Raw genomic sequence first — 26,179 nt, 5'->3', positions numbered from 1 at the left:
AAAGCGATCCCATGTCCAAACGCATCTTCATCCTGAACGGCCATCCCGGGGCGACATCGCTCTCGCGCAGTCTCGCCCTCAGCTATGCCGAAGCCGCCGAGGAGGCCGGGCACCAGGTCCGCATGACCCACCTGCCCGATCTGACTTTTGACAGCGATTTCGGCGCGGGCGGTTACCAGACCCTCAAACCCCTCGAGCCCGCTCTCGACGGCGTGCTGCGCGATATCGAGTGGAGTGACCATGTCGTCCTTGCCACGCCGATGTGGTGGGGCGGGCTGCCTGCCAAGCTCAAGGGGCTGTTCGACCGTGCGCTCTTGCCCGGACGCGCCTTTGACACGCGCAGTCGTCGGTTTGGCCTGCCCCGTCCCATGTTCACCGGTCGGACGGCGCGCGTGCTGCTGACATCGGACACCCAGAGCTGGCTGCTGCGCCTTGTCTATCACAACGCGATCCTGACGCAGTTGCGCTGCCAGATCTTCAGCTTCATCGGGATCAAACCCACCCGCGTCACCCAGTTTGCCGAAGCCAGTCACCCCGATGCGCGCACCGTCGCCGCATGGCAGGCACGTGTCCGCCAGCTCGGGCTGAAGGCCGCCTGAAACCGCATATTCGGAGGAAACCACCATGAAAACCGTTCTCGTTGCCGGGGCCACCGGCTATCTCGGTCGCCATATCGCGCGCCACTACAAGGCTCAGGGTTGGCATGTGCGAGCGCTGGTCCGTGATGCGGAGAAGGCGCGCGGCACCCATCTGGAGGCGCAGGAACTGTTCGAAGGCGCTGCCACGGATCCCGATAGTCTGGAGGGGGTGATGGCAGATGTGGATCTGGTGATCTCGACCCTCGGCATCACGCGCCAGCGGGACGGTCTCGGCTATTGGGATGTGGACTATCAAGCAAACCTGAACATCCTGAACCAGGCACTCGCCGCCGGGGTCCCGCACTTCGCCTATATCCATGTGATGAACGCCGACAAGATGCCCGGTGTCCCGCTTGCAGCCGCCAAACAAGCCTTTGCAGACAGGCTGGCTGCGGCGCCGATCCGTTCAACGATCATCGCCCCGTCGGGCTTCTTTTCGGATATGAGCGATTTTCTGGCCATGGCGCAGGCGGGGCGGGTTTGGCTCTTTGGGTCGGGGCAGCTCCGCCTCAACCCGATTGACGGGGCGGATCTGGCCGCCGCGCTGGCCGAGGCGATTGCCGAAGGGCGGCGCATCGCCCCCATGGGCGGCCCTGACATCCTGACCCAAACCGAGCTGGCCGAGGCGGCCTTTGCCGCCCTGGGAACGCCGCCACGGATCACGCGCCTGCCGGACTGGATCCGGCGTGCTGCCATCAGACTGCTGCCCTGGGTTACGCCGGCCCATATCCACGGGCCCGCCTTGTTCTTCCTGAGCGCGCTCGGGCAGGACATGGTCGCCCCGCCGCGCGGCACCAAACGGTTGAGCACGCATTTCGCCGAAGAGGTTCAGCTCCGCCGGACCCGGACCGATACCTCGCGCTCCGCCCGTCCGCAGACGCCCTGAACCAACGCAAAAGGCTGGCCGCGTCACCACGGCCAGCCTTTGAACCCATCTGAACGCCCGGGCGGGCGCGCCGCTCAGTAATGCACGGAGAGCGAGTCGATCGGCGCCTTCTTCGGCGGGGCGAACTTCGTCAGATCGATCCCGTCGACCGCGGTCTTGTACTCGTCCATGGTCGGTGTCCGGCCCAGGATGGCCGAGAGGACAACCACCGGGGTCGAACCCAGCAGGCTTTCACCCTTCTTGGTTTCGCTATCGGCCACGACGCGGCCCTGGAACAGGCGGGTCGAGGTGGCCAGAACCGTGTCGCCCTTGGCGGCCTTCTCCTGGTTACCCATGCAGAGGTTACAACCAGGACGCTCGAGATAGAGGATGTTCTCGTACTCGGTGCGCGCGGTCTGCTTGGGCGCGGAATCATCGAACTCGAAGCCCGAATACTTCTGCAAGACTTCCCAGTCGCCCTCTTCCTTCAACTCGTCGATGATGTTGTAGGTCGGCGCGGTCACCACCAGCGGGGCCTTGAACTCGACACTGCCCTGGGCGGCTTCGAGATTGCGCAGCATCTGGGCCACGATCTTGATGTCACCCTTGTGGACCATGCAGGAGCCGACAAAGCCCAGATCCACCTTCTTCTCGGCGTTGTAGAACGAGATCGGACGGATCGTGTCATGGGTATAGCGCTTGGAGACGTCGATATTGTTCACGTCCGGGTCGGCGATCATCGGCTCGTTGATGGCATCCAGATCCACCACCACTTCGGCGAAATACTTGGCGTTGGCATCAGGCACCAGTGCGGGCTTCGTGCCCGACTTGATCTCGGCGATGCGCGCATCCGCCTTGGCGATCAGCCGCGCGAGGGTGCCATTGTCATGCTCCATCCCCTTGTCGATCATGATCTGGATCCGGGATTTTGCCAGCTCCAGCGACCCGATCAGAGTCTCGTCATTGGAGATACAGACAGAGGCCTTGGCCTTCATCTCGGCAGTCCAGTCCGTGAAGGTGAAGGCCTGATCCGCCAGCAGCGTCCCGATATGCACCTCGATCACCCGTCCCTGGAAGACGTTGTCGCCATGCTGTTCCAGCATTTGGGCCTGCGTGGCATGCACCACATCGCGGAAATCCATATGGTCCGCCATCTCGCCCTTGAAGGTCACCTTCACCGTCTCAGGGATCGGCATGGAGGCCTCGCCCGTGGCCAGCGCCAGCGCGACCGTGCCGGAGTCTGCGCCAAAGGCCACGCCCTTGGACATCCGCGTGTGGCTGTCGCCGCCGATGATGATGTCCCAGTCGCTCACGGTGATGTCGTTGAGCACCTTGTGGATCACGTCCGTCATCGCGTGATAAGCGCCTTTCGGGTCACGACCGGTCACGAGCCCGAAATCGTTCATGAACTTCATCAGACGCGGGGTGTTGGCCTGCGCCTTGAGGTCCCAGACCGAGGCCGTGTGGCAGCCCGACTGATAGGCGCCGTCCACCAGTGGCGACACCACCGTGGCCGCCATCGCCTCGAGCTCCTGCATGGTCATCAGACCCGTGGTGTCCTGCGAGCCCACGATATTGACCTTCACCCGGACATCCGAGCCCGCATGGAGCGGCGCGTCCGAAGCCACGCCCAACGCATTCGCGTTGAAGATCTTCTCAACCGCGGTCAGGCCCTGCCCCTCATGGGAGATTTCCTTGGCCGGGGCGAAGGCGGATTTGAGCGGGATGCCCAGCGCCTCGCAGGCGAATGTCTGCAGCTTCTTGCCGAAGACGATGGCATAGGAGCCGCCCGCCTTCATGAACTCCATTTTCTGGGGCGTGAAGCTGTCGGCCATATCGACCAGTTCTTCGCCGCCATCCTCGGAATAGAGCTTCTGAGCCTTGGTGTTGATCGACAGGACCGTGCCGGTCTCGACCGAGTATTTCTGCTCGAGGATCGGGTTGCCGTCATTGTTCAGGATCGGCTCGCCATTCTCGTCGACTTTCTTGACCCAGTTCTTCAGGTCGACCCCGATCCCACCGGTCACACCGACGGTGGTCAGGAAGATCGGCGAGATGCCATTGGTGCCCGCCACGATGGGGGCATAGTTGACGAAGGGAATGTAGGGGCTGGCCTGCTTGCCCGTCCAGAGCGCCACGTTGTTCACCCCCGACATCCGCGACGATCCCACACCCATGGTGCCCTTCTCGGCGATCAGCATGACCTGCTTGTCCGGATGCTGCAGCTTGAGCTCGTTGATGTGCTTCTGGGCTGCTTCCGAGATCATGCACTTGCCGTGCAGCTCGCGGTCGGCACGCGAATGCGCCTGATTGCCCGGCGACAGGAGGTCGGTCGAGATATCACCCTCGGCAGCGATATAGGTGACGACTTTCACCTCTTCGTCGATCTCGGGCAGCTTGGTGAAGAACTCGGCGTCGGAATAGCTCTCGAGGATGTCCTTGGCCACGGCATTGCCCGCATCCAGCGCGTCCTTGAGGCGCGCGGTGTCCGCGTCATAGAGGAAGACCTGCGTCTTCAGCACGTCCGCCGCATCCGCCGCGATCCCGGCATCCTCGCCAAGCGCAAGATCCAGCAGGACCTCGACCGACGGACCACCCTTCATGTGGGACAGCTGCTCAAAGGCAAAGGCCGGCGTGATCTCGGCAACCTCGACCTCGCCGAGGATGATCTCCTTGAGGAAATCGGCCTTCTGGCGTGCGGCGGCGGTGGTGCCGGGCAATGTGTTGTAGATGAAAAACTGCAGGGAGTCGGCGCGATGCGCGTTCCCCGTATCCTTGATCTGCGCGATGATCTCGCTGGTCAGCGCACCATCATCAATCGGCTTGGGGTTCAGACCCTGCTCTTTGCGCGTTTCGATCTCTGTCAGGTATTCGGAATAGAGGCTCATTGGGATCCCCACATATGTGTTGGCTAGAGCTTGAACACCGGCTCGCACACAGGGTCCGGAACCGGGAAAAGACGGACTGTATGCGGCGGTATACTAAAAGCTGGAACCTGGCAAGATCAGCCAAAGGCGACATATCGCCCACCTCGGCGACCAGAGCATGAAAAGCCCTTTCAAGGAACGGTTTCGCAGCCGACCAAGGTCGGAATGCGCGGATTTGCCACCAGCTGGACGCGTCTGATCCGGCACCTGCCGGATGCGCAGCCGCGCGACGCGCAGGCAACGCGCCCGCGCAGCGACTCAGGCGCGATGCGCCCCCGCGGCAAGGTCGGCGACAAAGGCGAGAATCTCGGGCACGGGCTTGCCCTCTTCCACCATCTTGACGATGGCCGAGCCAACCACGGTGCCATCGGCGGTGCCCGCGATGCTTTCGGCGAGCTCGGGCGTTCTGACCCCGAAGCCGACGATCACCGGCAGATCGGTCGCCGCCTTGATCCGCGCCACCTCGGGCGCAACATCCGTCGCCTGCGCCTGGGCCGCGCCCGTGATCCCGGTGATCGAGACATAATAGACAAAGCCAGACGTGTTCTGCAGCACCTTGGGCAGGCGCGCATCATCCGTCGTCGGCGTGGCAAGGCGGATGAAGTTCAGCCCCGCCTTCTGCGCCGGGATACACAGCTCGCTATCTTCCTCGGGGGGCAGATCCACGATGATCAGCCCGTCCACCCCGGCCTCCTTGGCCTGCGCCAGGAATGTTTCGACCCCGCGCGAATAGATCGGGTTGTAATAACCCATCATCACGATGGGGGTGGAGGTGTCGGTCTCGCGCAGGCCCCGCGCCAGATCGAGCGTCTTGTCGAGGGTCTGCCCCCCCTCCAACGCGCGCTGCCCGGCCAGCTGGATGGTCGGACCATCGGCCATCGGATCCGTGAAGGGCAGCCCGAGCTCGATGATATCCACCCCGGCCCCCGGCAGACCGCGCACGATCTCCAGCGAGGTCTCGTAATCCGGATCTCCGCCCATGACATAGGCGACGAAGGCCTTCTTGCCGTCAGCCTTGAGGCGCGCAAATGTGTCGTCGATCCGGGTCATTCTGTCCTCGCTTGAACCTGTCCAAGGGGGTTTGGCGAAAACCGGGGCGGAAATCAATGGGCCGTGGCGCATCACCCGGCCCCCGCGCTTGCAGCGCCGGGGCCTTCCGCCTAAGAAGCCGCGACACCGGATCTGGCAGAGGACGCACGCCATGGGCTTCAAGATGGGAATTGTCGGGCTGCCGAATGTGGGCAAGTCCACCCTGTTCAACGCGCTGACCAAGACAGCCGCCGCGCAGGCCGCGAACTTCCCCTTCTGCACCATCGAGCCGAATGTAGGCGAAGTGGCCGTGCCGGATACACGCCTCGACGCTTTGGCCGAGATCGCCAAATCCAAGCAGGTGATCCCCACCCGCATGACCTTTGTCGATATCGCCGGGTTGGTGAAGGGTGCGTCCAAGGGCGAGGGCCTTGGCAACCAGTTCCTCGCCAATATCCGCGAGGTCGACGCCATCGCCCATGTGCTGCGCTGCTTCGAAGATGGCGACGTCACCCATGTGGAGGGGCGCGTCGACCCGATCGCCGATGCCGCCACCATCGAAACCGAGCTGATGCTCGCGGATATGGAAAGCATCGAAAAGCGCCTGCAGAACATCGTCCGCAAGGTGCGCGGTGGCGACAAGGAAGCCGTCCAGCAAGAGCGTCTGATGAAGGCCGCGATGAAAGCGCTCGAGGATGGCAAGCCCGCGCGCGTGGTCGAGGTGGATGACGAAGACGCCAAGGCGTGGCGGATGCTGCAACTCCTGACCACCAAGCCGATCCTCTATGTCTGCAATGTGGACGAGGCCACGGCCGGATCCGGCAACGCCCATTCCGACGCGGTCGCCGCCATGGCCGCCGAGCAGGGCGCGGCCCATGTGGTCATCTCGGCCCAGATCGAGGAAGAGATCAGCCAGCTCGAAGCCGACGAGGCCGAGATGTTCCTGTCCGAGATGGGGCTCGAGGAAGCCGGGCTCGACCGGTTGATCAAGGCGGGCTATGCGCTTTTGCATCTCGAGACCTATTTCACCGTCGGCCCCAAAGAGGCCCGCGCCTGGACCATCCCCGAAGGCACCCATGCCCCTCAGGCCGCCGGCGTGATCCACGGCGATTTCGAGCGCGGTTTCATCCGCGCCGAAACGATCGCCTATGACGACTTCGTCGCACTCGGTGGAGAGCAACCGGCGAAGGAAGCAGGGAAGATGCGCGCGGAGGGCAAGGGCTACGTGGTCAAGGACGGCGACGTCCTGCACTTCCTGTTCAACACCTGAGTCCAGGTCGCCGACCAAGGCGCATTTCGGGCACCAGTCCGAGACCTGCAGACACCCTCGCGCATGAGCGCGACGCGACCCGGGGTTACACTCGCACGCCACGCGGCTTTCGGGCCACGGTTGACGATCCCACTGCGGAGGGTGTCCGTCCCGGACCGCAGCCCGCGCGCGCAGATAACGCGCAAGGCCCGAGCCAGACCTGTCGCTGCCTTTTCCTTCCATCTGAGAACCGAGCCCCCTCTCTCCGGCAGCCCGGTTCCTGATCTTGGCGCGGCGCAATAAAGCTGCCGGCATCTGCTGGATAAGACAGGCCAGGAACAGGATCCGACGGCCGCCACTCGGCCACTCCCCCGTCAAGTCATCCTGCGCGCCCCATCGCTAGCGCCATTTTCTGCAAAGGCTGTGATTTGCCCTTGTTTTCCCTCACATGCCGCTGATAGACGGGTCAGCGGAGACGTGGCCGAGTGGTCGAAGGCGCTCCCCTGCTAAGGGAGTAGGCGGGAAACCGTCTCGAGGGTTCGAATCCCTTCGTCTCCGCCACCCACATTCAATACGATGCGTTTCGATGGCAATGGCGCCAAGTCGCCCGTGGTGCTAAGGCATCGCATCACCGGTTCAAATGGGGCCGCATTCGCTGCGGAGCTCCCTGGAGCTTCTCGCGCAACAGGCCAAGGTGCCGCCTCAATCAAACTGGCGCCCGGCGAAGCCTTCGCCTGTTTGACGAGCTCGACCCTTTCCGTGGCAGGATAGCTGAGCGATGTGCTGCTGTGACGACGTGTCCGGCAGCCAGAATCTCGGGACAGCCGGTCCCGAAGCAGCCTCTGCCAAAGCTCAGGTCAACCTACGCCTGGTTCCGTTCATATAGAAATCAGGCTCGAGCATTAGACTTAGGATGGTTTCCCCTCTCAGGTCGCGAACTTTTTTCGGCTTGGTAAACGCACCAACGCGCAGGTCCCCGAAGCTGCGGCCCCATCCGCAAACGCGATCCCGGGAAAAGCCGGATCAAGATGGTCCGCGTTCGCCACGAGGTCACCCCCACTAATTGGGGCACAGTCGTACTGCTTCCTGCGCCCGGTTCTGTGCCCAGCAGGTTCAGACCACCTGAGCCAGCTATGGGTAAGCCAAAGGGCGCGCGGGGGATTCGGGCATATCATGGCAAAGAAACCCGGATGCCCATGGCGCGCGACACCCGGAACGCCAGCCAGGCGGCCTCCGGTCTGGCGGCCGCCCCAAGCGCGATCCGAGGATCAGGTGAAAGGCGCAAGAGCGTTACGCGTTGACACTGTCGGACGCAGCATCCCGGTACCCCCAACGAAACAGGATGCCCTCGCCGACCCCGCGCTAAACCACTTGTTCCGGGTGGCGCTCGGCCCAGTCCGACAGGAATTCCACGATGTCATCGCCCCCCGCCAGATCGATTGCCCGGCGCGGCAGGAGCACGCCCTCCTGCAGGGCGAGCTGCAGGCACCCGATATAGTCTCGCTCTGCCCGCTGCGGGCAGTTTTCCGCCCCATGCAGGATCGTCGACAGAAGCGTGCCGCCATAGCTGTTCATATGGGTCAGATCCGGCTTTTGGGTCAAAAGATAGGCCATGACCTCGGGCAGGCCTTCCCAACCGGCCACCTGCACCGGGGTGAGCCCTTCGGTATCCGGCAGGTCCGGCGCGACCCCCAGCGCAACAAGACTGCGGACATGGTCCAGCTTGCGCGGGATATGCAGGATCATGCGAATGATGTTGCGATAGGCCACGGGGATCGCTGCCGGGTCAGAGATCCGCGCGCCCGTCGCCCCCTCGGCGGCCGCCGCGAGCAGGGTTTCGATCTCGGTCAATGTCGTATCGACCCCGCGCGCCGCCAGCGTCCGGGTCAGCGCCTGATTGCCAAAGACACGGGCATAGGCATAGGGCGTGGTCCCCTCGAAGCGACGCTCGGGATCCGCCCCGTTTCGGAGCAGACGATCGATCATATCAGCCCCACACATGCGACGTGCCGCCTGATGCAGCGCGGGTACGACCCAGGGCGCCTCGCCCCCCACATGGGACCCGTCGAACTCGTCCACCTGCGCGCCATGATCGAGCAGCATCTGCACAGCGGTCGTGTCGTGGAAATCCATCGCGCGCAGCAGCGCATTGGTGCCCTTGGGATCGGCCCCATGCGCCAGCAACATCTCCAACCCCGCGTGATGGCCCAGCTCCGTCGCATGATAGAGGCTCTCTCCATCATTGGGGTTCGCCCCCTTCTCCAACAGCCACTGCCCGAGCGGCATGTTGTTCGCATGCCCGATCGCGAAGTAGAGCAGCGACAGCGTATAGTCCGTCCCGTCATAGACCGGCGCGCCGAGATCGAGATCCGCGTCATGGGCCAGCAGGGCGTCCGCGATGGCAAGCATGTCCCCGGCCCGTTCCGGTTTGTGGTGGATCCATTTGGACCGGGCGAGGATCGTCAGAGGCGGGGCGCGAAACCCGATGAGCTGCGTCGCACGTTCCGGCGCCTCCTCCAGTATCTGCAGGACCTGTGGCCTGAGATAGAGCCCGAGGCAAAGCGCCAGATCACCCTCGGCCAGATCGGGCGTGTCCGCGAGCAACTGGTCCGCCACCCCGAATTGCCCATTGTAGAGCGCCAGTTTGAGCCGCTGGCGTTTCGCAGCCAGGTCCATGCCAATCATGTCCGCCGCGAGCTTGAGCGCGGGCCAAGACGGGAAGCTGTTCTCCCGTGCGATCACATGGAGGTAATCCGCGTATTTCAGAGCGGTGCCCTCGGGACGGGGCGGATAATTGGCAATGCGCTGGGTCGCGCGCAACTCGCCCGCCTGATGCGCCTTGCGCAGAGCCTTGGCGTCACGACGGAGCTGTTTCAGGGATTTTGTCATCGGATCTCTCACTTCAGGCTCGCAAGTCCGCTGGTTCGAGCATGAGACAGCCGAAAAAAGGATGTCTGTCTTGGACTGGGCTGCCGATGACGGCTTTCCGCGGACCTGGATACTTGCCCCGAAGCCCCGTCAGGCTAGCGAGCCGCGATGACCAGTTCAACCATGTCCTGCCCGGCACGGGTATCGGGGCATGGAATCCCCTGGCGCGGTTCAGAGCGCCATGCCCCCTCTCAGAGGGGCTCGGGCAGCGGGGCCCGAGTTGCGGTTGGTGCACGCGAACGCACCATTCGTGCAGGCGCGCTGGTCCGCGGCTCTCGCGGCACCATCTGGGTCACCGGATACCACAGGGGAGCACCAAGATGCTGGAGACCGGATTGCAGCGGATCAGATCCACCGCGCATGCCATCGCCATCCCCACGCGGTTCGATGCGGCCCGCGGGTTCGCGCGCCTGAGCCGCGCGGCGGTCGGGATGACCCTCCTGACGCTGGGGATGCTCATGCTCGATGACAGGATGATCGGTGGCGAGCCGGTCTGGTTGAAACCGTTCAAATTCAGCGTCTCTTTCGCGCTGCTCTTTGCGACCCTCGGTCTTGCCACGCAGCGCCTGTCGCCGCGCTGGAGGACAAGCTGGCTGCTGGTCTCGACCGTCGGGGCCTCCGGGGCCGCCTTCGTCTTCGAGATGGCCTATATCGGCACACAGGCCGCGCGGCAGGAACTCTCGCATTTCAACGATACCACGCCGTTTCACGCAATGATGTACGGGCTGATGGGCGCGGGGGCGACGGTACTCATGCTGACCGTGGGGCTTGTCGGGGGTGCGGTCTGGATGGACCGAGCCGCCCGCTTCGCACCGCGGCTGCGACTGGGCATCGCCCTTGGCTTTATCGCGACGATGGTGCTGACCTTCTGGGTCGCCGGGACACTGGCGGGCAATGGCGGGCGCTTTGTGGGCCTGCCCTCGGCGGATGGGCCAAAGTTGCCGCTGCTCGGCTGGTCCATGGAGGTGGGCGATCTGCGCCCGGCACATTTCTTTGCACTGCACGCCATGCAGATCCTGCCAGTCTTCGGGCTTCTGGCGGATCGGCTCAACCTCTCGGCGCGGGTGATCTGGATCGTGGCGCTGCTTTATGCCAGCTTCACCGCCATGGTGTTTCTCAAGGCCCTGCAGGGCATTCCGCTGATCAGCGCATGAAGGACGATGGCAAGAGCAGCGGTGCCACAGATCCCGGTATAAGGGCACCCGCTCGCGGGTCGAATATCGGCTGGGTGCCTTATCTTATCCTCTGCGGCATCGGCCTGATCATCGGCTTGACCTCGATCGGCCCAAGCGCATCCGAGGGGTTGGGCACCCTGAACACCTTGGCATTCTGGGCCGCCCATGTGGCCCCCGCGCTTGCCCTGCTCGCCTTGACCCAGATGGTGCTTGGACGGATCGAGCGTTTTTCCGCGCTTCCGAGCATCGTGCAGGTCGTGGTCTCGGCGATCCTGGCCTCCTTGCTCTTTGCGCCCATTGCACTTGGCATTGACGAGGTGCTCGGCGGCGAGGGCGCACTCGACGATCAGGGCGATGCGCTCGTGCTCCGCCTCGGCGCTGAACTGGCGCATTTCTTTCTACCCCTCGTGCTGATCTGGAGCCTGATCAACGCGCCAAGCCTTTTGCAGCTTGAACGCGGCGCGCGGCGTGTCGCGCGCCCGCAGGACGCCCCGGCAGACCCCGACCCGCAACGGGCAGACGCGGCCGAATTCTGGTCCCGTATTCCCGGGCGGCTCGGACGCCAGCTCGTGGCACTCTCGGCAGAGCTGCACTACATCCGCGTCTTCACCACCCAAGGCGATACGCTGATCCTGTTCCCCTTTGGCCGGGCGGTCGATCTGTTGCAGAGCCAAAACGGCATGCAGGTCCATCGCTCCCACTGGGTTGCCCTGGACCAGATCGACGAGGTGGTCTCGGGCGACGGCCGGGTCATCTGCCGGATGATCAGCGGGGTCGAATTGCCGGTCAGCCGCAGCTATCGCGCGGCCCTCAAGGCGGCGCGGCGCAGCACGGTCTGACCCTGCGGGGGAGGGCGGTCGGCCGCGCGCCCTACCCTCTGCCAAAGGATCGCAAACCCGGGCTGCCATTCGTGCAGTCAGACGGGCCGTTCGTGCAGATCCCTTTGAAACCAGACGCTTGCGCTTGAAGTGTCGTGGCATCGCTTGCTCGGCAGGCGGCTCAATGCACGCTCACAAAGGACCTCGCACATGGCCTTCTCATCCCTGTCCCGCACCGTTCTCGCCGCAGCACTCCTGACAAGCGTCGCCTTTCCTGCGGTGGCGGATGGCAGCTTTTACATCCGTGGCTTCGGGGGCGCATCCATGCTGTCGGATACAGATCTTTCCGGCGTGACACCGGGCGACACGGGCTTTGACAGGGGACAGATCCTCGGGGGTGCGATCGGCTATGACTATGCCGGAAGCCCGTTCCGTTCGGAGATCGAATACGCCTACCGCACCGGCGACGCCGATGGTGGCGCAGGGGTACGGGGTGACTTTGCCTCCACCACGCTTGCGGTGAATGGCTATTACGACTTCGCCCCGCGCGCCGGGGGCCGGGTGACCCCCTATCTGGGCGCAGGCCTGGCCTATGTCACAGAGGTCGATTTCGACGTGGAGGGCGGCAGTGCACCCGGTGAATACAACGACACTGGCAGCATCGGTTTCCAGATCATGCTGGGCGCTGCATACGCGCTCTCGGAGCGATGGTCCGTCAATGGCGAGCTGCGCTATTTCGATGCCGGGCGGCAGGACCTCTCGGGTCCAGGTGGCAGGCTGAAGGCCGACTACCAGACGGTCGATCTCATCATCGGCACGACATTCACGTTCTGAGCTTCGGGACCTATCGGTTCATTGGACCCCTGCACGGGTCGTCCCCTCTCTCTGCAAACTGGAGAACCCTCATGACGGATACGCGCCAACTCGGCACGCTCGTTCTTGGTATCAGATTTGCGGCCACGTCATCCAAGGCGGCCAATATCGTCGACATCGCGGCGGGCAAGTTTGCCAATGTGATGATCGCGGGGATCGAAGCCGACAACGCGTGATCCCTGTGACCGACACGGTGCTGCGCCCAGGCCTCCACGCCTGCCGCTGACAACACGGCGCGAGCGTTCCCCGGACTGTCGCCCCTGGCCCATGGCTCGGCGGGTGAGCTTGTTCTTTCCGTCACGCCCCGACCGCGAAGCCTTGCCTGCCTAGGGCAGGCAGGGTCACCCGCGCGCGTACCCCGGCGCAGCGGAGGAACGACGCCTCGCTATGGACGTCTGAAACGGGTGCCCCTTGGGGAATATTGCCCATGCATCCGCAGCTTCCCTTGGGTCAGGCTGGGTCTGCGTCAACGGCGCACGGAGGAAAGCGCCGGACACCCGTAAACAGAGATTTTGCAATGAAGCTTCTTACCCTTCTCGCCATCCTCGCCAGCAGTGGCGCCGCCCTCGCCGAAAGCGGATCCTTTGATATCAGCGGCACGACCCTCGGCAAGGCGAGCAACGAATACACCCCCCTCGGGGACACCCATCTCTATATCAAGAGCGACACCGCCTATACCCTGCCCGAGAACGGCACGCCGATGGCGGGGATGGGCGGCACCTGTACCGGCAACATGCTGGTCACGATGGGCGCCGGCGCAACCGGTGGCGGCATCTGCTCCTGGACCGATGCGGATGGGGATATGTGGTACGGACCCTGGTCCGTGCATGGCATGACCGCAGACCGCGCCGCCCTCGGCACGTGGCACGTGTCCGGCGGCACCGGCAAGTTCGCGACGGCCACCGGCGGTGGGACCTTCACGACACTGACCAACCCCGAAACCGGTGACAGCAAGCTCGACGTGCTTGGTTCGGTCACGCTTCAGTAAGAGGACGCCACATGTACACACGTGTCACAACCTTCGAAGCAACTGACATCGCCGCGGTCGAAGCCCAGCTTGACGGCATCTCAGAAAAGATCGCTGCCATCCCCGGCGTCATCCGCATGCAGGCGGCCTGGACGGGCGAGGGCAAGGGCATCGTCATGGCCATCTACGAAAGCCAGGAGGCGGCCACGGCGGGACAGGCCCACGCCTTGGGCATCTGGAACGCGATCATCACCCATCTGGCGGGGATGCCCGAGTCCGTCGAATACGAACGCGGGCGGATGATGGTCTGACTCAGGACGACCGTCCGGAAAAGACGCCCGGGGCGGGCGCATAGAGGATCGGGTCGTCCGGGTCGTACATGGCCCCGACGATCCGAAAGACCGAGAGCGCTTCGCCCAGGGCCCCGGTGGAATGCACGCCCACCTTTTCCAACACGGACTGCACCTGATTGCGGATGGTCTTCTCCGCGCGGCCCGTGAGGGCCGCGATTTCCGCGGGGCTCAGGCCGGTGACGATATGCCCGCACACCTCGGCCTCGCGCCGCGTCAGGCCAAAGACATCCTGCAACAGCGCCGGGTTCACCGCCGCGGTGCCCTGGCTGCCGACAAAGATCGAAAAGAGCGTGGCGTTTTCGAAGACGTCCCGATCGGCCTGAACCTCTTCGGACATCCTCGGGTGGAAGGGCGCAACGCAGAGCGAGACCGGCCCGTCTTCGACCTCGACACGCAGGCCCCGCGTCTGCTTGCGGGTCTCGAGATCGCGAAAGCACCGATAGAGCCAATCCGTCGCGTGGTGCTCGGTCAGGGTGACCCGCCCGGCGTCAGAGATCCGGAGGATGGCCCCACGGGCGAGCATCCGGCGCCCAGCCTCATTGCTGTAAAGCATCAGCCCCTCCGCATCGCAGACGATCAGGGGCAGCGCGACCACATCGAGAAACCCATGGAAGGCATCCGCCCCCTGCTTCGCAAGATGGAGCGCACGGGACATCCGCATGGCGCGCACCACATGCGGCGACAAAAGCTCCAGCAGCGCGTGCAGTCCGGTGTAATCCTTCTCACCCGGCATCGCGTCGATCTCGGCAAAGGCGATCGTGGCGTAGCGGGGACCGGACACTGCAAAGGCCAGCCCGATCCAGTGGCCGATGCCGAGCGGCTTCATCTTCTGCTTGTAGAACTCGAACCCGTGCAGCTCTTCATCCGTGAACACCTGTCGCGAGTTCAGGATCCCGCCAAGGGTCGGCATCACGCGCTGCCGCTGCACGCGGCGCATGTCGTTCAGCTCGTCCGGCATCTGCGAGAAGACGCGGTCGTCATCCGTGCGCTCCACATCCCAGCGTTCCAGCAGCAGGTCGTTGAACCCATCCGCATTGTACATGCCGAGCCAGTATTCGTTGTGAAAGGAACTGGTCCAGCCAAAAAAGCCCGGGAACATGTCGGTGATCCGGGTGATCAGGCTTTGCCACTGGTTCTGCTCCAGCGCGGAATCATACACCACGCCGATAAGGTCGCTCAGCGCATGGACATCAATCTCTTCCGGTCGCATTGCTCGTCCTCAAATCGCGCAAAGTAGAAGGCCGTTCCCCGATCCGGGCAAGGGTTTTCGAAATGAACCGACCCTGCGACCCCAACCAGCGACACAATCGAGGCGCAGGGCAGAGACCGTAGCGCCGCCCAAATCCGCCCAGTGCATTCCGGCGATGGGGTCCGTGACGAATCCGCCAGGGATCCCGCGATTTGCCCGTTGACTTGGAGCGGCTCCAAGTCGCTATCCAGAACGCGGAGGATCAGAAGCGACCATGAAAATTGCAGAGGCATCGGCGGCCTGTGGCCTGTCCGCGGACACGATCCGGTTCTACGAAAGATCGGGCATGCTGCCCGAGATCCACCGCGGGGGCGATGGGCACCGCCGCTTTGCGCCGCGCGATGTCGAATGGCTGACCCTGCTCTACTGGTTGCGCGAAACGGGCATGCCGCTGAAACAGATGAAACGCTTCACCGCCCTGAACCTGGGCGTGGGCCAGCCGCACAGCGCCTTCATCGCGCAAGTTCCGGATTGGGGGTTGGCGCTGGTCCCCGTTCCGACGGAGGAGGCACCGCCCGCGTTCGGTGCCTTCGCCGTCCACCGGGACGACAAGGCGTTCCTGCGGGATGTGAACGCGGTTCTGGCGGCCTTTCTGGGGACGGATGCCCATCGCGCAATCCTCGCGTCCTTCGGGGCGTCGCAGGATGAGCCCTCGCGATCAGCGGATTGAGGTGCGCGCGCAGTGCAAAGCAGGGACGCTCTGCATCGGTCGGCTCCACAACGCGGGCGCATGCGCACTCGGATTGATTGACATCCCACCGTTCAGCCGTCACTGGCCAAGAGGATGACAGGCGGCGCATCGCCCGCAATCCATGCAGCACACTCAGTTTCGGAGGCTTCGATGAGCGCAACAGAAACCCTTCGGGCACAGGTTGCCGAGGACTGGAACGCAGCCACCACCCATGCGTTCACCGACGCGCTTGCAGAGGGCACGCTCGACCCCGAGAAGATGGCCGGATACCTGCAACAGGACTACTTGTTTGTCGAAGGCTTCGTCCGGTTGCTTGCCGCCACCGTCGCCCATGCGCCAACCTTGGCCGATGCCGTGCCGGGCGCGCAGTTTCTCGGCGCGATCTGCGGTGCGGAGAACACCTATTTCCTGCGCGCGCTGGAGGCGCTCGGCGTGCCCCAGGCCGAGGCGGCCGCCCCTCAAACCCGCGCGTTTCAGGACCTGATGGAGGACGCGCGCCTTTCGGGCCGCTATGAGCTCATGCTCTCTGTTCTGGTGGTAGCCGAGTGGATCTATCTCGACTGGGCCGCGCCGGTCGAGGATCGCGCCGACGCGCTGCCATTCTGGCTGGGTGAGTGGATCACCCTCCATGCGGGTCCCGATTTTGCGGGCGTCGTGGCGTATCTGCGCGGGCAGCTCGACACGGTCTACGAGACACTGGACGAGACCCGGCGCGCGGATGTGCGCGCGACTTTCGCCCGGGCGGTTGCCCTTGAACGCGCCTTTTTCGACGCTGCGTGGGACGGGTTCTTCGTGGCCCGCTGACGGCCCGCACGTCCTTAGCCGGGACGATCGCTCATGTGGATCTCGCAGCCCAGGTGACCGAAAAGCTCCGTCGCTCTCGGCGCCGCCTCGCCGGAGACGACAAGGCCGTCAATCTCGGCCCAGCGGGCGATCTCGCAGGCGGCAACCGTGCCAAACTTTTCCGACGACCCGAGGATCACCGCGGCACCTGATCGGGCAATCACGGCACGCTTCACGGCGGCATCCTCGCTGTCTCCGGTGGTGATGCCCTCATCCGGGTGCAGGCCGGTCGCGCCGATGAAACACAGGTCCGGCCGATAGCGATCCAGCCATTCGATCGTGGCGGCACCGCTTGTCACGATGGAATGGCGCAGAAGTCGACCGCCCACGATCTCCACCTCGAGATGCGTGTGGTTCAAAAGCTCCATGACCACATTCGGGCTATGGGTGATGACCGTCGCGTTCAGGGCATGTGGCAGGTGTCGGGCCAGCTGAAGTGCCGTTGTCCCACCATCGATGAACACCACATGGCCCGGCTCAACCATGGCCGCGGCATGCCGCCCGATCTCGATCTTCTCGGGCGTTGCCAACCCGATCCGGCGCGGAAAGGGCGCGTTTGCCGGTGCCACCGGGACAGCGCCCCCATGCACGCGCTTGAGGCGGCCCTCCTTCGCCAGCTCGCGCAGATCGCGCCGGATCGTATCCTCCGACACCCCGAGATCGCGGCTCACATCCCTCGCCACAAGACGGCCCTGTGACGCGAGAAGGGAGAGCAGGTGGGTCTTCCGTTCATGGCTCAGCATTGCACGACTTTTCTTGACTCTGCACGTTTTTGCACGATAACGGCAGGGCACAAAAGGATCAAGGTGATGCACACAGCAGACTGGTTTCGCCCCATTTCCCAAGAAATCCTCTCAGATGACTGGGGGGTTCTGACCAAACACGCATTTGAACTGCGGCGGCGGGATGGCCAGTGGCAGCGCCAGACACGCGAGACCTATGACCGAGGCAATGGCGCGACCTGCCTGCTCTATAATGCCGGGACGGACACCGTGCTGCTCACCCGGCAGTTCCGGCTGCCTGTCTTTGTCAACACGGGGCTGGAGGCTCTGATCGAGACCCCGGCGGGCTTGCTCGAAGGGGAAGGGGCCGAGGATCGAATGCGCGCGGAACTCTTTGAGGAAACCGGCTACCGGGTCCAGACGCTAACGCATCTGTTCGACGTTTTCATGAGCCCCGGATCCGTGACGGAATACCTCGCCTTCTTCATGGGGACCTATACCGCCTCGGATCAGGTGAGCGATGGCGGCGGCGCGTTCGACGAGGGCGAAGACATCGAGGTGTCCGAGATCCCCTTGGGCAAGGCGATGGAGATGATCGAGACCGGTGACATCCGGGATGCCAAGACGATCATCCTGCTACAAAGGCTCTGGATCGAGCGGCTGACGGCGCAGGCCGCAGGGTAGCGTCCCTCTGGTTTCCCCCTTGGAACAGGCGTTGCCGACCCACACCGCGCCCTACCCCGCAGGCGCGTCCTCGAGCGCATCCGCGACACGATTGAGAAGCCGCGACACGATCAGTTTGTGGGCTGGCCCGACGGGCAGCATGTAGAGGCGCCCGAATGCATTATGGGTCCGGACCGAAGAGGTGATCGCGAGGTTGCGACCCGTGCAGGACAGACAGGTCAGCACGTCGAGATGCCGGTCCCGAGCGGTCAAGCAGAGGCATGTGTCCGAGACATGCTCCACCAGAAAGAAATCCAGCTGGTCCCCCACCGCCACCTCGGACGACCGCGTGCCACTGAACCCGCCAATGGGCGCGACCCCGGAGGGCGCGCAAATTGCATCGCGGATCCGAAAGGCCAAGGGCAACAGGGGCAGCGGACGCTCCGTCGTCAGGTTCCAGGCTTCCAACGGCGTGACTGAACGCGGTAGCAGGATCGCACGGGTGTCGAAATAGTCCAGCGCCTCCATCGGGGCGAGGAGCAGCGCGTTGGCCTCGCCCAGAGGCACGAAGGTGGAGCCGGTCTCGGTCATGGGAACGTCCCTTTGTGACAGCGCGCCGCGCGCGGGGTCTGGGCACGTGCTTAGGGCAGGATCCGCTCCGAGGCGACTGTGCCTTGCACCCCGAACGGTTCCCCCCGGTTTGGCTCTCTCTGCGCCCTCACCCCCGCGTTTGCGTTCAGTGGCGCCGCCCTTAGCGCGGCGTGCAGATGGCCCCGTATTCCTGCGGTTCGCGATGCTTCTGAAAGTCGAAGATATTGGCCCGGATCTCCGTGCAGCGATCGAGATCGACCTCTGCCGTGAACACCTCGTCCCCCGCCGTTGCGGCACGTGCCACCACCTCGCCGGTCGGCGCGACGATCAGGCTGCCCGCGATCAGCTCGCAGCCTTCTTCCTGCCCGGCCTTGGCGACCCCCACCGCCCAGAGCCCGTTCTGATAGCAGCCCGCCTGCAGGGACAGATCGTTGTGGAAGTACTGCAGATGATCGTGTTCCGGCGCGGGCGGATAGTGGAGCGGCGTGTTATAGCCAAGCACCACCATCTCGGCCCCGCCCAGCCCGAGCATCCGCCAGGTTTCCGGCCAGCGTCGGTCGTTGCAGATGCACATGCCGAGCTTGCCACCCAGCGCGTCAAAGACCGGAAAGCCGAGATCGCCGGTCTCGAAATAGCGTTTCTCCAGATGCTGGAAGGGTCGCCAGGGCTCATGCTGATCATGGCCCGGCAGGTGGATCTTGCGGTACTTGCCGACAATCGCCCCTGTCTCATCCACAAGGATCGCCGTGTTGAAGTAGCGCCCATCCGGGGTTTTCTCGGCATAGCCCAGGTGAAACCCGATGCCGAGCTCGGCCGCGAGTTCAAAAAGCGGTCGGGTCTCGGCCGAGGGCATCTCGGTCTCGAACCACGCGTCCAGCGCGGGGCCCGGCTCCTGAAACCAGCGCGGAAAGAAGGTCGTCAGGGCAAGCTCCGGAAAGACCACCAGCCGTGCGCCCCGACCATGGGCTGCGCGCATGAGGGCCGCCATGCGGGCGACGGCGGAACTGCGCGGTTCGTCCCGGGCGATGGGCCCGAGCTGCGCTCCGGCCACGACGAATTTCCTGCTCATGCAACCGCTCCTGCGAGATCGAGGACAACATCGAGGAGGACCTGCGCCCCCGCAACGAGATCCGCCTCATCCGTATGTTCGTGAACATTGTGGCTCAGCCCCCCTGCGGAGGGCACAAAGACCATGGCCGCAGGGCAATTCGGGGCAAACATCTGCGCGTCATGCCCGGCCCCGGATGGCATCCGGCGCACCGTCAAATCCCGCGCCCTGGCCGCTGCCGCGATCCTGTCGACCAGCGCGGGGTCAAAGGTGACCGGACCGAACCGGGCGAGGCGGCGCGCAGTCAGCGCACAGCCCTCGGCCTCTGCCGCGGCCTCGGCAGCCGCCATCAGCCGCGCTTCGGAGGCGGCCAGCTGAGCCTCCTCCGTGTGACGCAGATCCACGGTCAGCCGGGCTTCGGCAGGCACGACATTGACGAGACCCGGCGTCAGTTCCAGCACGCCGACCGTCGCGACCTGGGGCGGCCCCGCATCCCCGGCAACGCGGCGCGCAGCAATGGCGATCTCTGCCGCGACAACCCCGGCGTCCCGCCGCATGGACATGGGCGTGGTGCCCGCATGGTTGGACTGCCCAGTGATGGTGAACTCGGTCCAGGAGATGCCCTGAACCCCGGTGACCGCCCCGATGGCCACGCCCTCGGCTTCGAGCACGGGTCCCTGTTCCACATGAAGCTCCAGATAGGCGCGCGGCGTCATCGAGGCCGCCGGGACGGGTCCGGCATAGCCGATCCGGTCAAGCTCGTCGCCGAGCACGGCGCTCCCATCCGTGGCGCGGGTTGCGCGCATCTCGGCCAGATCCAGCGCGCCCTGATGGACGCCGGACCCCATCATGTCCGGGGCGAAGCGCGCGCCCTCTTCATTCGTGAACGCCGCGACGGCGATTGGGTGTCGTGTCTGGATCTGCGCCATGTTCAGCGCCTCGACCAGCTCAAGCCCCGCCATCACCCCAAGCGTCCCGTCATAGAGCCCGCCGGTGGCGACCGTATCGATATGGGAGCCGATCATCACGGGCGGCCCCTCCTCCAGACCCGGGCGCAGCCCCCAGATATTGCCGATCACATCGATCTGGACCGTGAGCCCCAGCGCCTCGAGCCAGGCGACAAACTGGTCCCGCCCCTCGCGGTCCGCGTCCGATAGGGCCAGACGGCACACGCCCCCGCCCTCGAGCGCGCCGATCTCGCCCATGCGGCGCAGCCGCGCCATGAGGCGGGGGCCGGAAATGGATGGGGCGGTCATCAGCCCGCCAGCCGGACGGTATCAGCGCTCTTGCCGACCAGCTCTTCGTAGAGGACCGGGTCCGTATCCGCCTCGGTCCCGAAGACCAGCACCCGCGCCCCGACGCCGAGGCCAAGCGCGGCCATGGCATCCGGGTCGGACAGCACTGCGCGCATCCCGGCCAGACCGGCCACCGCGCTTTCCCCCGCCACGATGGGCGGATCACCGGGCAAGGGATCCGCGAGATCGCGCATGGAGGCCACGGCCGCCGCATCCGTCAGGGCGATCACTGCATCCCCGTGATCCCGCAGCACCTCCCAGGCCAGCATCGACACTTCGCCACAGGCCAGCCCCGCCATGAGCGTGTCGAGATCCCCCTCGACCGCGCGCGGCTCTCCGGCGCGGTAACTGTCAAGCCAGCAGGCGGATTTGTCGGGATCGGCCAGCACGATGGTCGGGCGCGCCGATTGCCAGCGTCGCTTGGCGAGGGCCGCAACGGCGGCGGCCATGCCACCAACCCCGGTCTGCAGAAAGATATGGGTGGGCGGGGTCTCCAGTTGGTCAAAAGCCTCCGCCGCCATTAGTTCATAGCCCTGCATCACGTCTTTCGGGACTTCGAGATAGCCCGGATAGGACGTGTCCGAGACCACGAACCAGCCCTCGCGGCTTGCAGTGTCCTGCGCCTCGCGAACGCTGTCATCGTAGTTGCCGACGCAGCGGCGCACCTCGGCGCCATAGGCCTCGATCGCGGTCTTGCGGCCCTCCGAAACGGTGGCGTGGATAAAGATCACGCAGCGGCAGCCGAAGGTCTGCGCGCCCCAGGCGACGGAGCGTCCGTGATTGCCATCCGTGGCGCAGCACACGGTGATGCCAGCGACGATCTCGGGATGGGCACCGCCGACAATCTCGGACATCTCGACCGCGCGCCCGAGGGTATCCGCGACCTGCGCCTGCAGGAGCCGCGCCACCGCATAGGCCCCGCCCAGCGCCTTGAAACTGCGCAGGCCAAAGCGCGGGCCTTCGTCCTTGTAATGGATTGCCGCCACCCCGACCTGCGCGGCCGTCTGGTCCAGCGAGACCAATGGTGTCTCGGCATAGCCCGGCCAGGACCCGATCGTGTCCCGGGCCGTCGCCAAGGCCCGGTCATTCAGGATGGCATCCTGCGCGTCGGTCCAAGGGTGATCCTTCGCGGCAAGCGGATTGATCAGAAGGGTGAAGTCGTCGGCGCGGCCTGTGGCGCGGCGAATTTCCGTGGTCATGCGGTCCTCGCAGGAACGACAGGGGCCTGTCCCCCGTCGTGGAAGTGTCGTCAATCGTCGTCGGGGTGCCGGGCGCACGCAGCGCCCGGCCTGTTCCGTGACAGCTTAGAACTCCGCCTTGGCGGCGGCCACGGAGTCCAGCATCGTTTCCAGCATGGCGATGCCCTCGGCGCCATATTGCTCTTCGATCAGGGCGCGGACCGCGGGCTGGGCGGCCTCGGCGAACTTGGCCAGTTCTTCACCGGAGACCACATTGACCTCCATGTTCTCGGCCAGCGCGGGCAGACCGGTCTCGGAGGCCTCGATCACGCGGTTCATGGAGCGCCCGGCTTCGGTTGCGACCTCGGCGGCCCAGCTGATCAGGGTCTGATGCTCTGGCGAGAGGCTGTCGAAGAAGGCTTCGTTCATGGTCCAGATATAGGGCGTGATCACGTGGTTGGTGATCGAAAGATACTCCTGCACCTCGTTGAACTTCGCAAAGGCGATGATCGGGATCGGGTTCATCTGGCCATCCGCCACGCCGGTCTGCAGCGCGGTATAGACCTCGGCCCAGGGCAGCGGTGTCGGCTGGCCCCCAAGCGACGAGATCATCGCCTCATGGGTGGGCAGGGTCATAGTGCGGATCCGCAGCCCGTCCATATCCTCCACCGAGGTGATCGGCTGCTTGGAGTTGGTGAAGGCAAAGAACCCGCCGGAATCGAGCAGGCCCAATACCTTGAGCTCGGTCTTGTCCTCAATATCCCCGACGAATTTCTCACCAAAGGCGCTGTCCTTGGTGATCACCCGACTGGCGACACCGATATTGGGAAAGGCGAAGGGGATGTCGAAAACGCCGACCAGCGGATAGTGCTGCGCCAGCCCGCCCGAAGAGGAGATCGTGCTTTCCACCAGCCCCGCGCGCACCTGATCGAGCACTTCGGCATCCTTGCCAAGCTGACCGTTGGGGAAGAGCTGCACCTCGATCGCGCCGTTGGAATTGGCCTCGACCAGGGATTTGAACACAGCCGTCATGGCGCCGGAATGGCTCTTGAACGGATCCGCCGGGTTGAGATGCGCCAGACGGATGGTGACATCCTGCGCAACCGCCTGTCCGGCGAGCAATGCAACCGCGGCCGCCGCGGCGAGAGGTTTGATCAGGGACATATGTATTTCCTTTCCTGTTGGTCTGTGAGGTGTCAGAGGCCGAGCAGTCTCGGCACGAAAAGCGTCAGATCGGACCAGAACGCCACCAGCGCGAGGATGAGGACCTCGGCGAGGATGAAGGGCCAGAGCTCCCTCGTGATGGATTCCACCTTCTCGCCCGTGACCGAGGCCAGCACGAACAGGCAGGCCCCGACTGGGGGCGTCATGAGCGAGATGTTCAGCGCGAGAATGATCATGATCCCGGCATGGACCGGATCCATCCCGATCTGCAGGGTCAGCGGCGCCAGCACCGGTGCGAGGATGATCAGCGTCGCGTTGATATCCATGACCATCCCGATGGCGAGGATCAGCAGGAGGATCAGCCCGATGATCACATTGGGATTGTCCGAGATCGACAGCATCGCCTCGGCCACCGCCTGCGGGATCTGGTTGAAGGTCATCCACCAGCCGAGGATCGTGGCCGAGGCGATGATGAGGAAGATCACACCGGTGATCCGGGTCGTGCGCACCGCAACCTCGTAGAGGTCCTGCCAGCTCAGCGCGCGATAGAGCACCCCGCCCACAAAGAGCGCATAGGCCACGGCGATGGCCGCCGCCTCGGTCGGCGTGGCAAAGCCCCCCAGGATCGAACCCAGGATGAAGATCGGCAGCAGGACCGCGAGCACGCCCTCTTTCAAAGCGGCCCAGACCGCGCAGAGGCTGGGCCCACCCTCGCCCTTGGGCAGGTTCTTGACCCGGGCGGTCAGCGCAATGATCGCCATGCAGACCACGCAGATCAGCAGCCCCGGCAGGATCCCGGCGGCGAAGAGGCCCGCAATCGACACCCCCATGATCGATCCGTAGATGATCGCCAGGGTAGAGGGCGGAATGGTCGGCCCGATGATTGAGCCTGCGGCGGTCACGGCACAGGCATAGGGGCGGCTATACCCCGCCCGCTGCATCGCGGGCACCAGCGTGTTGCCAAACGCCGCGGCATCGGCGGTGGCCGAGCCCGTGATCCCGGCGAACATCACCGAGGCCACCATGTTGGAATGCGCCATGCCCCCGCGCAGCCAGCCCACCAGCGCCTCGGCGAGCTTGACCAGCCCCTGGGTGATGCCCGAGCGGTTCATGATCTCGCCCGCAAGGATGAAGAAGGGCATGGCGAGAAACGGAAAGAGGTCCAGACCGGCAAAGACCCGGTCCGGGGCCATGGTCATGAAGCGCGGCCCCATATCGAGGATCCCGATCATCCCGGCAACGCCGATGGCGATCCCCACCGGAAGGCCCAGCGCGAGGAAGCCGAAAAAGGCGGCCGGTACGAGGAGCATCCCCATCACTCGTCCCCCATGCCCGCGATGGAGGCACCTGTCGCCTCGACCGGTCGCTCTGACAGGGCGTCGTGAATGCCCATCAGCAACAGCTGGATACAGGCGAGCGCGGCTGCGAGCGGCACCCCGGCAAAGGCATATCCCTTGGGCACCGCGTAGATCATCGTGAGCCGGGTCATCCCGCGCTCGACAAAGCCGAGGCCGTACCAGAACAGGGCAAAGAAAAAGAGGAAGCCCACCACGTCGAAGGCCACCGCCAGCCCCCGGCGCACCCCGGCAGGCAGGCGGACAAACACGAACTCGACGCCAATATGCTCGCGATGCGCAATCCCCGAGGATACAGCCAGAAGCGCCATCCAGATCATCAGGTAGCGGGCCAGCTCTTCGGTGAAAGTCAAAGGCAGCGGGATCACGTAGCGCAGCAGAACCCCCAGCCACACATCCAGCACCAGCAGGACCAGAAGCGCCACGCAGACACGCTCCACCACCCAGTTCACCCGCAGGCTCCAGCGTTTGGAGGTGGCAGCGATCGACGCCATGGGCTGAGGTCTCCGGGACGGGGTGACAGGGTCCCTTGACCGAAATCGCAGTTTCGCCGCATATCAATTAGTGAAAAGAATTTTTCATCTTCGCGGAGTCGCTTTGCCCAAGAATCCAGCAGAATCCCCGTCAAAATCCCTGAGTCTGCGCATTCATGGGGCCTATGACCACTTGCCCGAGCAGGAACGGCGCATTGCAGACGTGCTGCTGCAATATCCCGGGGATCTCGCAGCCCACACCGCGACAGAGCTCGCGCGACGCTCCGGCGTGTCCAATGCCACGGTCACCCGGTTCTTCAAACGGCTCGGGTTCGAGACCTTTGACGCCGCAAGGCAGGCCTCGCGTCGTTTGCAGATGCAGGGATCCCCGCTGCATACGGCCTCCCGCGTCACACCGGGGTCTGAGTTTCTCTCGGCCATCCTGCAAGAGGAGATCGCCGTCCTCGATTCCACGCTCTCTGCGCTGAACCCGGTCACATTGCGCGATATCGCAGAGACGATCGGCGCGGCCCGCATGGTGAAGATTGCCGGGTTCCGGAACAGCCACGCCCTCGCTCAGTATCTGGCGGCGGGCCTGTCACAGCTTCGACCCAACACCTCGCTCATGGCGGCCCCGGCACAATCCATGGCCGAGGATCTTGCCCAGCTTCGCGCCGGAGATGTGGCCGTATTCATGGGGCTGCGCCGCAGGCCCGCAGCCTTCACCGATCTGGTCAAAGTGGCCGCCGAAACCGGGGCAAGCGTCCTCTTGATCACGGATACCAGCATCCGCGCCGCCCCGGCCTTTGCACGCTGGACGCTGACCTCGACGGTCCAGACCAGCCAGGCCTTCGATTCCTATGTCGGCGCCATGGCAATCCTGCGGGCCCTCGTGCTCAGTGTGGCCACCCATAGCGGCGAGGACAATCGCGGCCATCTCGAGCGTGTCGAAGCCCTGCACGACACCTTGTCGGATCTCGAATGACAGGGTTCGCCGTCGCAGGCGCATAAACGAGGGGCACAGTGGGGACTGGACTTGCGTGGGGTACCCCGCTTCGGGTCGACGATGCACACCAGCGGCAACC

General features: G+C 64.6%; 25 protein-coding genes and 1 tRNA gene. 14 read left to right on the top strand and 12 right to left on the bottom strand.

The window, feature by feature from the left end; all coding sequences use genetic code 11:
• Positions 1-11 precede the first annotated feature (11 nt).
• Both ACP15I_RS10375 and ACP15I_RS10370 read left to right on the top strand, forming a co-directional pair.
• Positions 12-599 carry an NAD(P)H-dependent oxidoreductase gene (locus ACP15I_RS10375; RefSeq protein ID WP_424966539.1) on the top strand — a complete coding sequence of 196 codons (588 nt, stop codon included), beginning with the start codon at positions 12-14 and terminating at the stop codon, positions 597-599.
• A gap of 25 nt (positions 600-624) precedes the next feature.
• A complete protein-coding gene (locus ACP15I_RS10370; RefSeq protein ID WP_424975007.1) occupies positions 625-1,524 on the top strand; it encodes an SDR family oxidoreductase in 900 nt (299 codons plus the stop codon).
• 74 nt (positions 1,525-1,598) lie between these two features.
• On the opposite strand, the gene ACP15I_RS10365 is transcribed toward ACP15I_RS10370, so the two are convergent.
• Positions 1,599-4,391: a bifunctional aconitate hydratase 2/2-methylisocitrate dehydratase gene (locus ACP15I_RS10365; protein WP_424966537.1), complete on the bottom strand. Its 2,793-nt coding sequence runs from the start codon at positions 4,389-4,391 to the stop codon at positions 1,599-1,601.
• A 297-nt stretch (positions 4,392-4,688) separates the two neighbouring features.
• Positions 4,689-5,480, bottom strand: a complete 792-nt coding sequence (gene trpA / locus ACP15I_RS10360) for a tryptophan synthase subunit alpha (protein WP_424975006.1) — start codon at positions 5,478-5,480, stop codon at positions 4,689-4,691.
• A gap of 151 nt (positions 5,481-5,631) precedes the next feature.
• On the opposite strand from trpA, the gene ychF reads away from it, so the two are divergent.
• Entirely contained in the window at positions 5,632-6,729 is a 1,098-nt protein-coding gene (gene ychF, locus ACP15I_RS10355; RefSeq protein ID WP_424966535.1) for a redox-regulated ATPase YchF, read from the top strand.
• Between the two features lie 450 nt (positions 6,730-7,179).
• Positions 7,180-7,269: transfer RNA gene (locus tag ACP15I_RS10350), tRNA-Ser, on the top strand.
• Between the two features lie 801 nt (positions 7,270-8,070).
• Here the strand turns inward: ACP15I_RS10350 and ACP15I_RS10345 are convergent.
• On the bottom strand, positions 8,071-9,597 hold the full coding sequence (locus ACP15I_RS10345; protein WP_424975005.1) for an ankyrin repeat domain-containing protein: 1,527 nt from the start codon (positions 9,595-9,597) through the stop codon (positions 8,071-8,073).
• 359 nt (positions 9,598-9,956) lie between these two features.
• On the opposite strand from ACP15I_RS10345, the gene ACP15I_RS10340 reads away from it, so the two are divergent.
• The 6 genes from ACP15I_RS10340 (at position 9,957) to ACP15I_RS10315 (ending at position 13,780) form a co-directional block, all read left to right on the top strand.
• A complete protein-coding gene (locus ACP15I_RS10340; RefSeq protein WP_424975004.1) occupies positions 9,957-10,790 on the top strand; it encodes a hypothetical protein in 834 nt (277 codons plus the stop codon).
• A gap of 74 nt (positions 10,791-10,864) precedes the next feature.
• Positions 10,865-11,650: a LytTR family DNA-binding domain-containing protein gene (locus ACP15I_RS10335; protein ID WP_424975003.1), complete on the top strand. Its 786-nt coding sequence runs from the start codon at positions 10,865-10,867 to the stop codon at positions 11,648-11,650.
• Between the two features lie 189 nt (positions 11,651-11,839).
• Positions 11,840-12,463 (top strand): outer membrane protein, encoded by a 624-nt coding sequence (locus tag ACP15I_RS10330; RefSeq protein ID WP_424975002.1) that lies wholly within the window; start codon positions 11,840-11,842, stop codon positions 12,461-12,463.
• Between the two features lie 71 nt (positions 12,464-12,534).
• Positions 12,535-12,678: a hypothetical protein gene (locus ACP15I_RS10325; protein WP_424975000.1), complete on the top strand. Its 144-nt coding sequence runs from the start codon at positions 12,535-12,537 to the stop codon at positions 12,676-12,678.
• Between the two features lie 341 nt (positions 12,679-13,019).
• Positions 13,020-13,490, top strand: a complete 471-nt coding sequence (locus tag ACP15I_RS10320) for a hypothetical protein (RefSeq protein WP_424966529.1) — start codon at positions 13,020-13,022, stop codon at positions 13,488-13,490.
• Positions 13,491-13,501: 11 nt separating this feature from the next.
• Positions 13,502-13,780: a hypothetical protein gene (locus ACP15I_RS10315; protein WP_424974999.1), complete on the top strand. Its 279-nt coding sequence runs from the start codon at positions 13,502-13,504 to the stop codon at positions 13,778-13,780.
• Position 13,781: 1 nt separating this feature from the next.
• Here ACP15I_RS10315 and ACP15I_RS10310 read toward each other — a convergent pair whose 3' ends face one another.
• Entirely contained in the window at positions 13,782-15,032 is a 1,251-nt protein-coding gene (locus ACP15I_RS10310; protein ID WP_424974998.1) for a helix-turn-helix transcriptional regulator, read from the bottom strand.
• 253 nt (positions 15,033-15,285) lie between these two features.
• Between ACP15I_RS10310 and ACP15I_RS10305 the strand changes: the two genes are divergently transcribed.
• Positions 15,286-15,741 (top strand): MerR family transcriptional regulator, encoded by a 456-nt coding sequence (locus ACP15I_RS10305; RefSeq protein WP_424974997.1) that lies wholly within the window; start codon positions 15,286-15,288, stop codon positions 15,739-15,741.
• 171 nt (positions 15,742-15,912) lie between these two features.
• The gene (locus ACP15I_RS10300) at positions 15,913-16,566 is read left to right on the top strand and encodes a TenA family protein (RefSeq protein WP_424974996.1); all 654 of its coding nucleotides are present in this window, start codon (positions 15,913-15,915) and stop codon (positions 16,564-16,566) included.
• Positions 16,567-16,580: 14 nt separating this feature from the next.
• Here ACP15I_RS10300 and ACP15I_RS10295 read toward each other — a convergent pair whose 3' ends face one another.
• A complete protein-coding gene (locus ACP15I_RS10295; protein WP_424974995.1) occupies positions 16,581-17,348 on the bottom strand; it encodes a DeoR/GlpR family DNA-binding transcription regulator in 768 nt (255 codons plus the stop codon).
• Between the two features lie 66 nt (positions 17,349-17,414).
• On the opposite strand from ACP15I_RS10295, the gene ACP15I_RS10290 reads away from it, so the two are divergent.
• Positions 17,415-18,011 carry an NUDIX domain-containing protein gene (locus tag ACP15I_RS10290; protein ID WP_424966522.1) on the top strand — a complete coding sequence of 199 codons (597 nt, stop codon included), beginning with the start codon at positions 17,415-17,417 and terminating at the stop codon, positions 18,009-18,011.
• 51 nt (positions 18,012-18,062) lie between these two features.
• Here ACP15I_RS10290 and ACP15I_RS10285 read toward each other — a convergent pair whose 3' ends face one another.
• From ACP15I_RS10285 to ACP15I_RS10255, 7 genes are all read right to left on the bottom strand, one after another.
• Positions 18,063-18,581, bottom strand: a complete 519-nt coding sequence (locus ACP15I_RS10285) for a DUF2867 domain-containing protein (RefSeq protein ID WP_424974994.1) — start codon at positions 18,579-18,581, stop codon at positions 18,063-18,065.
• A gap of 160 nt (positions 18,582-18,741) precedes the next feature.
• Positions 18,742-19,650 carry an N-carbamoyl-D-amino-acid hydrolase gene (locus ACP15I_RS10280; protein ID WP_424966520.1) on the bottom strand — a complete coding sequence of 303 codons (909 nt, stop codon included), beginning with the start codon at positions 19,648-19,650 and terminating at the stop codon, positions 18,742-18,744.
• On the bottom strand, positions 19,647-20,885 hold the full coding sequence (locus ACP15I_RS10275) for a Zn-dependent hydrolase (protein WP_424974993.1): 1,239 nt from the start codon (positions 20,883-20,885) through the stop codon (positions 19,647-19,649). Before ACP15I_RS10275 ends, ACP15I_RS10280 begins: the two co-directional genes overlap by 4 nt.
• Positions 20,885-22,123 (bottom strand): diaminopropionate ammonia-lyase, encoded by a 1,239-nt coding sequence (locus ACP15I_RS10270; protein ID WP_424974992.1) that lies wholly within the window; start codon positions 22,121-22,123, stop codon positions 20,885-20,887. The genes ACP15I_RS10275 and ACP15I_RS10270 overlap by 1 nt, the downstream gene beginning before the upstream one ends.
• 105 nt (positions 22,124-22,228) lie before the next feature.
• Entirely contained in the window at positions 22,229-23,266 is a 1,038-nt protein-coding gene (locus tag ACP15I_RS10265; RefSeq protein ID WP_424966517.1) for a DctP family TRAP transporter solute-binding subunit, read from the bottom strand.
• A 32-nt stretch (positions 23,267-23,298) separates the two neighbouring features.
• Positions 23,299-24,576, bottom strand: a complete 1,278-nt coding sequence (locus ACP15I_RS10260; RefSeq protein WP_424974991.1) for a TRAP transporter large permease — start codon at positions 24,574-24,576, stop codon at positions 23,299-23,301.
• A gap of 5 nt (positions 24,577-24,581) precedes the next feature.
• Positions 24,582-25,115, bottom strand: a complete 534-nt coding sequence (locus ACP15I_RS10255) for a TRAP transporter small permease (protein ID WP_424966515.1) — start codon at positions 25,113-25,115, stop codon at positions 24,582-24,584.
• A gap of 103 nt (positions 25,116-25,218) precedes the next feature.
• Between ACP15I_RS10255 and ACP15I_RS10250 the strand changes: the two genes are divergently transcribed.
• Positions 25,219-26,079: a MurR/RpiR family transcriptional regulator gene (locus tag ACP15I_RS10250; RefSeq protein ID WP_424974990.1), complete on the top strand. Its 861-nt coding sequence runs from the start codon at positions 25,219-25,221 to the stop codon at positions 26,077-26,079.
• Positions 26,080-26,179: the final 100 nt, after the last annotated feature.

Origin of the sequence: Dinoroseobacter sp. S124A, assembly GCF_049801015.1 — a bacterium.
Lineage (GTDB): Bacteria > Pseudomonadota > Alphaproteobacteria > Rhodobacterales > Rhodobacteraceae > Dinoroseobacter.
Note: the sequence above shows the minus strand (reverse complement) of the source record. Positions and strands in the feature narration are given on the sequence as shown.

What these genes read in the sequence shown, in the direction of transcription:
- ACP15I_RS10320 (WP_424966529.1), top strand. Translation starts at nt 13,020, where the DNA reads ATGAAGCTTCTTACCCTTCTCGCCATCCTCGCCAGCAGTGGCGCCGCC.
- ACP15I_RS10370 (WP_424975007.1), top strand. Translation starts at nt 625, where the DNA reads ATGAAAACCGTTCTCGTTGCCGGGGCCACCGGCTATCTCGGTCGCCAT.
- ACP15I_RS10330 (WP_424975002.1), top strand. Translation starts at nt 11,840, where the DNA reads ATGGCCTTCTCATCCCTGTCCCGCACCGTTCTCGCCGCAGCACTCCTG.
- ACP15I_RS10290 (WP_424966522.1), top strand. Translation starts at nt 17,415, where the DNA reads ATGCACACAGCAGACTGGTTTCGCCCCATTTCCCAAGAAATCCTCTCA.
- ACP15I_RS10275 (WP_424974993.1), bottom strand. Translation starts at nt 20,885, where the DNA reads ATGACCGCCCCATCCATTTCCGGCCCCCGCCTCATGGCGCGGCTGCGC.
- ACP15I_RS10280 (WP_424966520.1), bottom strand. Translation starts at nt 19,650, where the DNA reads ATGAGCAGGAAATTCGTCGTGGCCGGAGCGCAGCTCGGGCCCATCGCC.
- ACP15I_RS10255 (WP_424966515.1), bottom strand. Translation starts at nt 25,115, where the DNA reads ATGGCGTCGATCGCTGCCACCTCCAAACGCTGGAGCCTGCGGGTGAAC.
- trpA (WP_424975006.1), bottom strand. Translation starts at nt 5,480, where the DNA reads ATGACCCGGATCGACGACACATTTGCGCGCCTCAAGGCTGACGGCAAG.
- ACP15I_RS10260 (WP_424974991.1), bottom strand. Translation starts at nt 24,576, where the DNA reads ATGCTCCTCGTACCGGCCGCCTTTTTCGGCTTCCTCGCGCTGGGCCTT.
- ACP15I_RS10315 (WP_424974999.1), top strand. Translation starts at nt 13,502, where the DNA reads ATGTACACACGTGTCACAACCTTCGAAGCAACTGACATCGCCGCGGTC.
- ACP15I_RS10310 (WP_424974998.1), bottom strand. Translation starts at nt 15,032, where the DNA reads ATGCGACCGGAAGAGATTGATGTCCATGCGCTGAGCGACCTTATCGGC.
- ACP15I_RS10270 (WP_424974992.1), bottom strand. Translation starts at nt 22,123, where the DNA reads ATGACCACGGAAATTCGCCGCGCCACAGGCCGCGCCGACGACTTCACC.
- ychF (WP_424966535.1), top strand. Translation starts at nt 5,632, where the DNA reads ATGGGCTTCAAGATGGGAATTGTCGGGCTGCCGAATGTGGGCAAGTCC.
- ACP15I_RS10285 (WP_424974994.1), bottom strand. Translation starts at nt 18,581, where the DNA reads ATGACCGAGACCGGCTCCACCTTCGTGCCTCTGGGCGAGGCCAACGCG.
- ACP15I_RS10265 (WP_424966517.1), bottom strand. Translation starts at nt 23,266, where the DNA reads ATGTCCCTGATCAAACCTCTCGCCGCGGCGGCCGCGGTTGCATTGCTC.
- ACP15I_RS10300 (WP_424974996.1), top strand. Translation starts at nt 15,913, where the DNA reads ATGAGCGCAACAGAAACCCTTCGGGCACAGGTTGCCGAGGACTGGAAC.
- ACP15I_RS10295 (WP_424974995.1), bottom strand. Translation starts at nt 17,348, where the DNA reads ATGCTGAGCCATGAACGGAAGACCCACCTGCTCTCCCTTCTCGCGTCA.
- ACP15I_RS10365 (WP_424966537.1), bottom strand. Translation starts at nt 4,391, where the DNA reads ATGAGCCTCTATTCCGAATACCTGACAGAGATCGAAACGCGCAAAGAG.
- ACP15I_RS10305 (WP_424974997.1), top strand. Translation starts at nt 15,286, where the DNA reads ATGAAAATTGCAGAGGCATCGGCGGCCTGTGGCCTGTCCGCGGACACG.
- ACP15I_RS10375 (WP_424966539.1), top strand. Translation starts at nt 12, where the DNA reads ATGTCCAAACGCATCTTCATCCTGAACGGCCATCCCGGGGCGACATCG.
- ACP15I_RS10345 (WP_424975005.1), bottom strand. Translation starts at nt 9,597, where the DNA reads ATGACAAAATCCCTGAAACAGCTCCGTCGTGACGCCAAGGCTCTGCGC.
- ACP15I_RS10325 (WP_424975000.1), top strand. Translation starts at nt 12,535, where the DNA reads ATGACGGATACGCGCCAACTCGGCACGCTCGTTCTTGGTATCAGATTT.
- ACP15I_RS10340 (WP_424975004.1), top strand. Translation starts at nt 9,957, where the DNA reads ATGCTGGAGACCGGATTGCAGCGGATCAGATCCACCGCGCATGCCATC.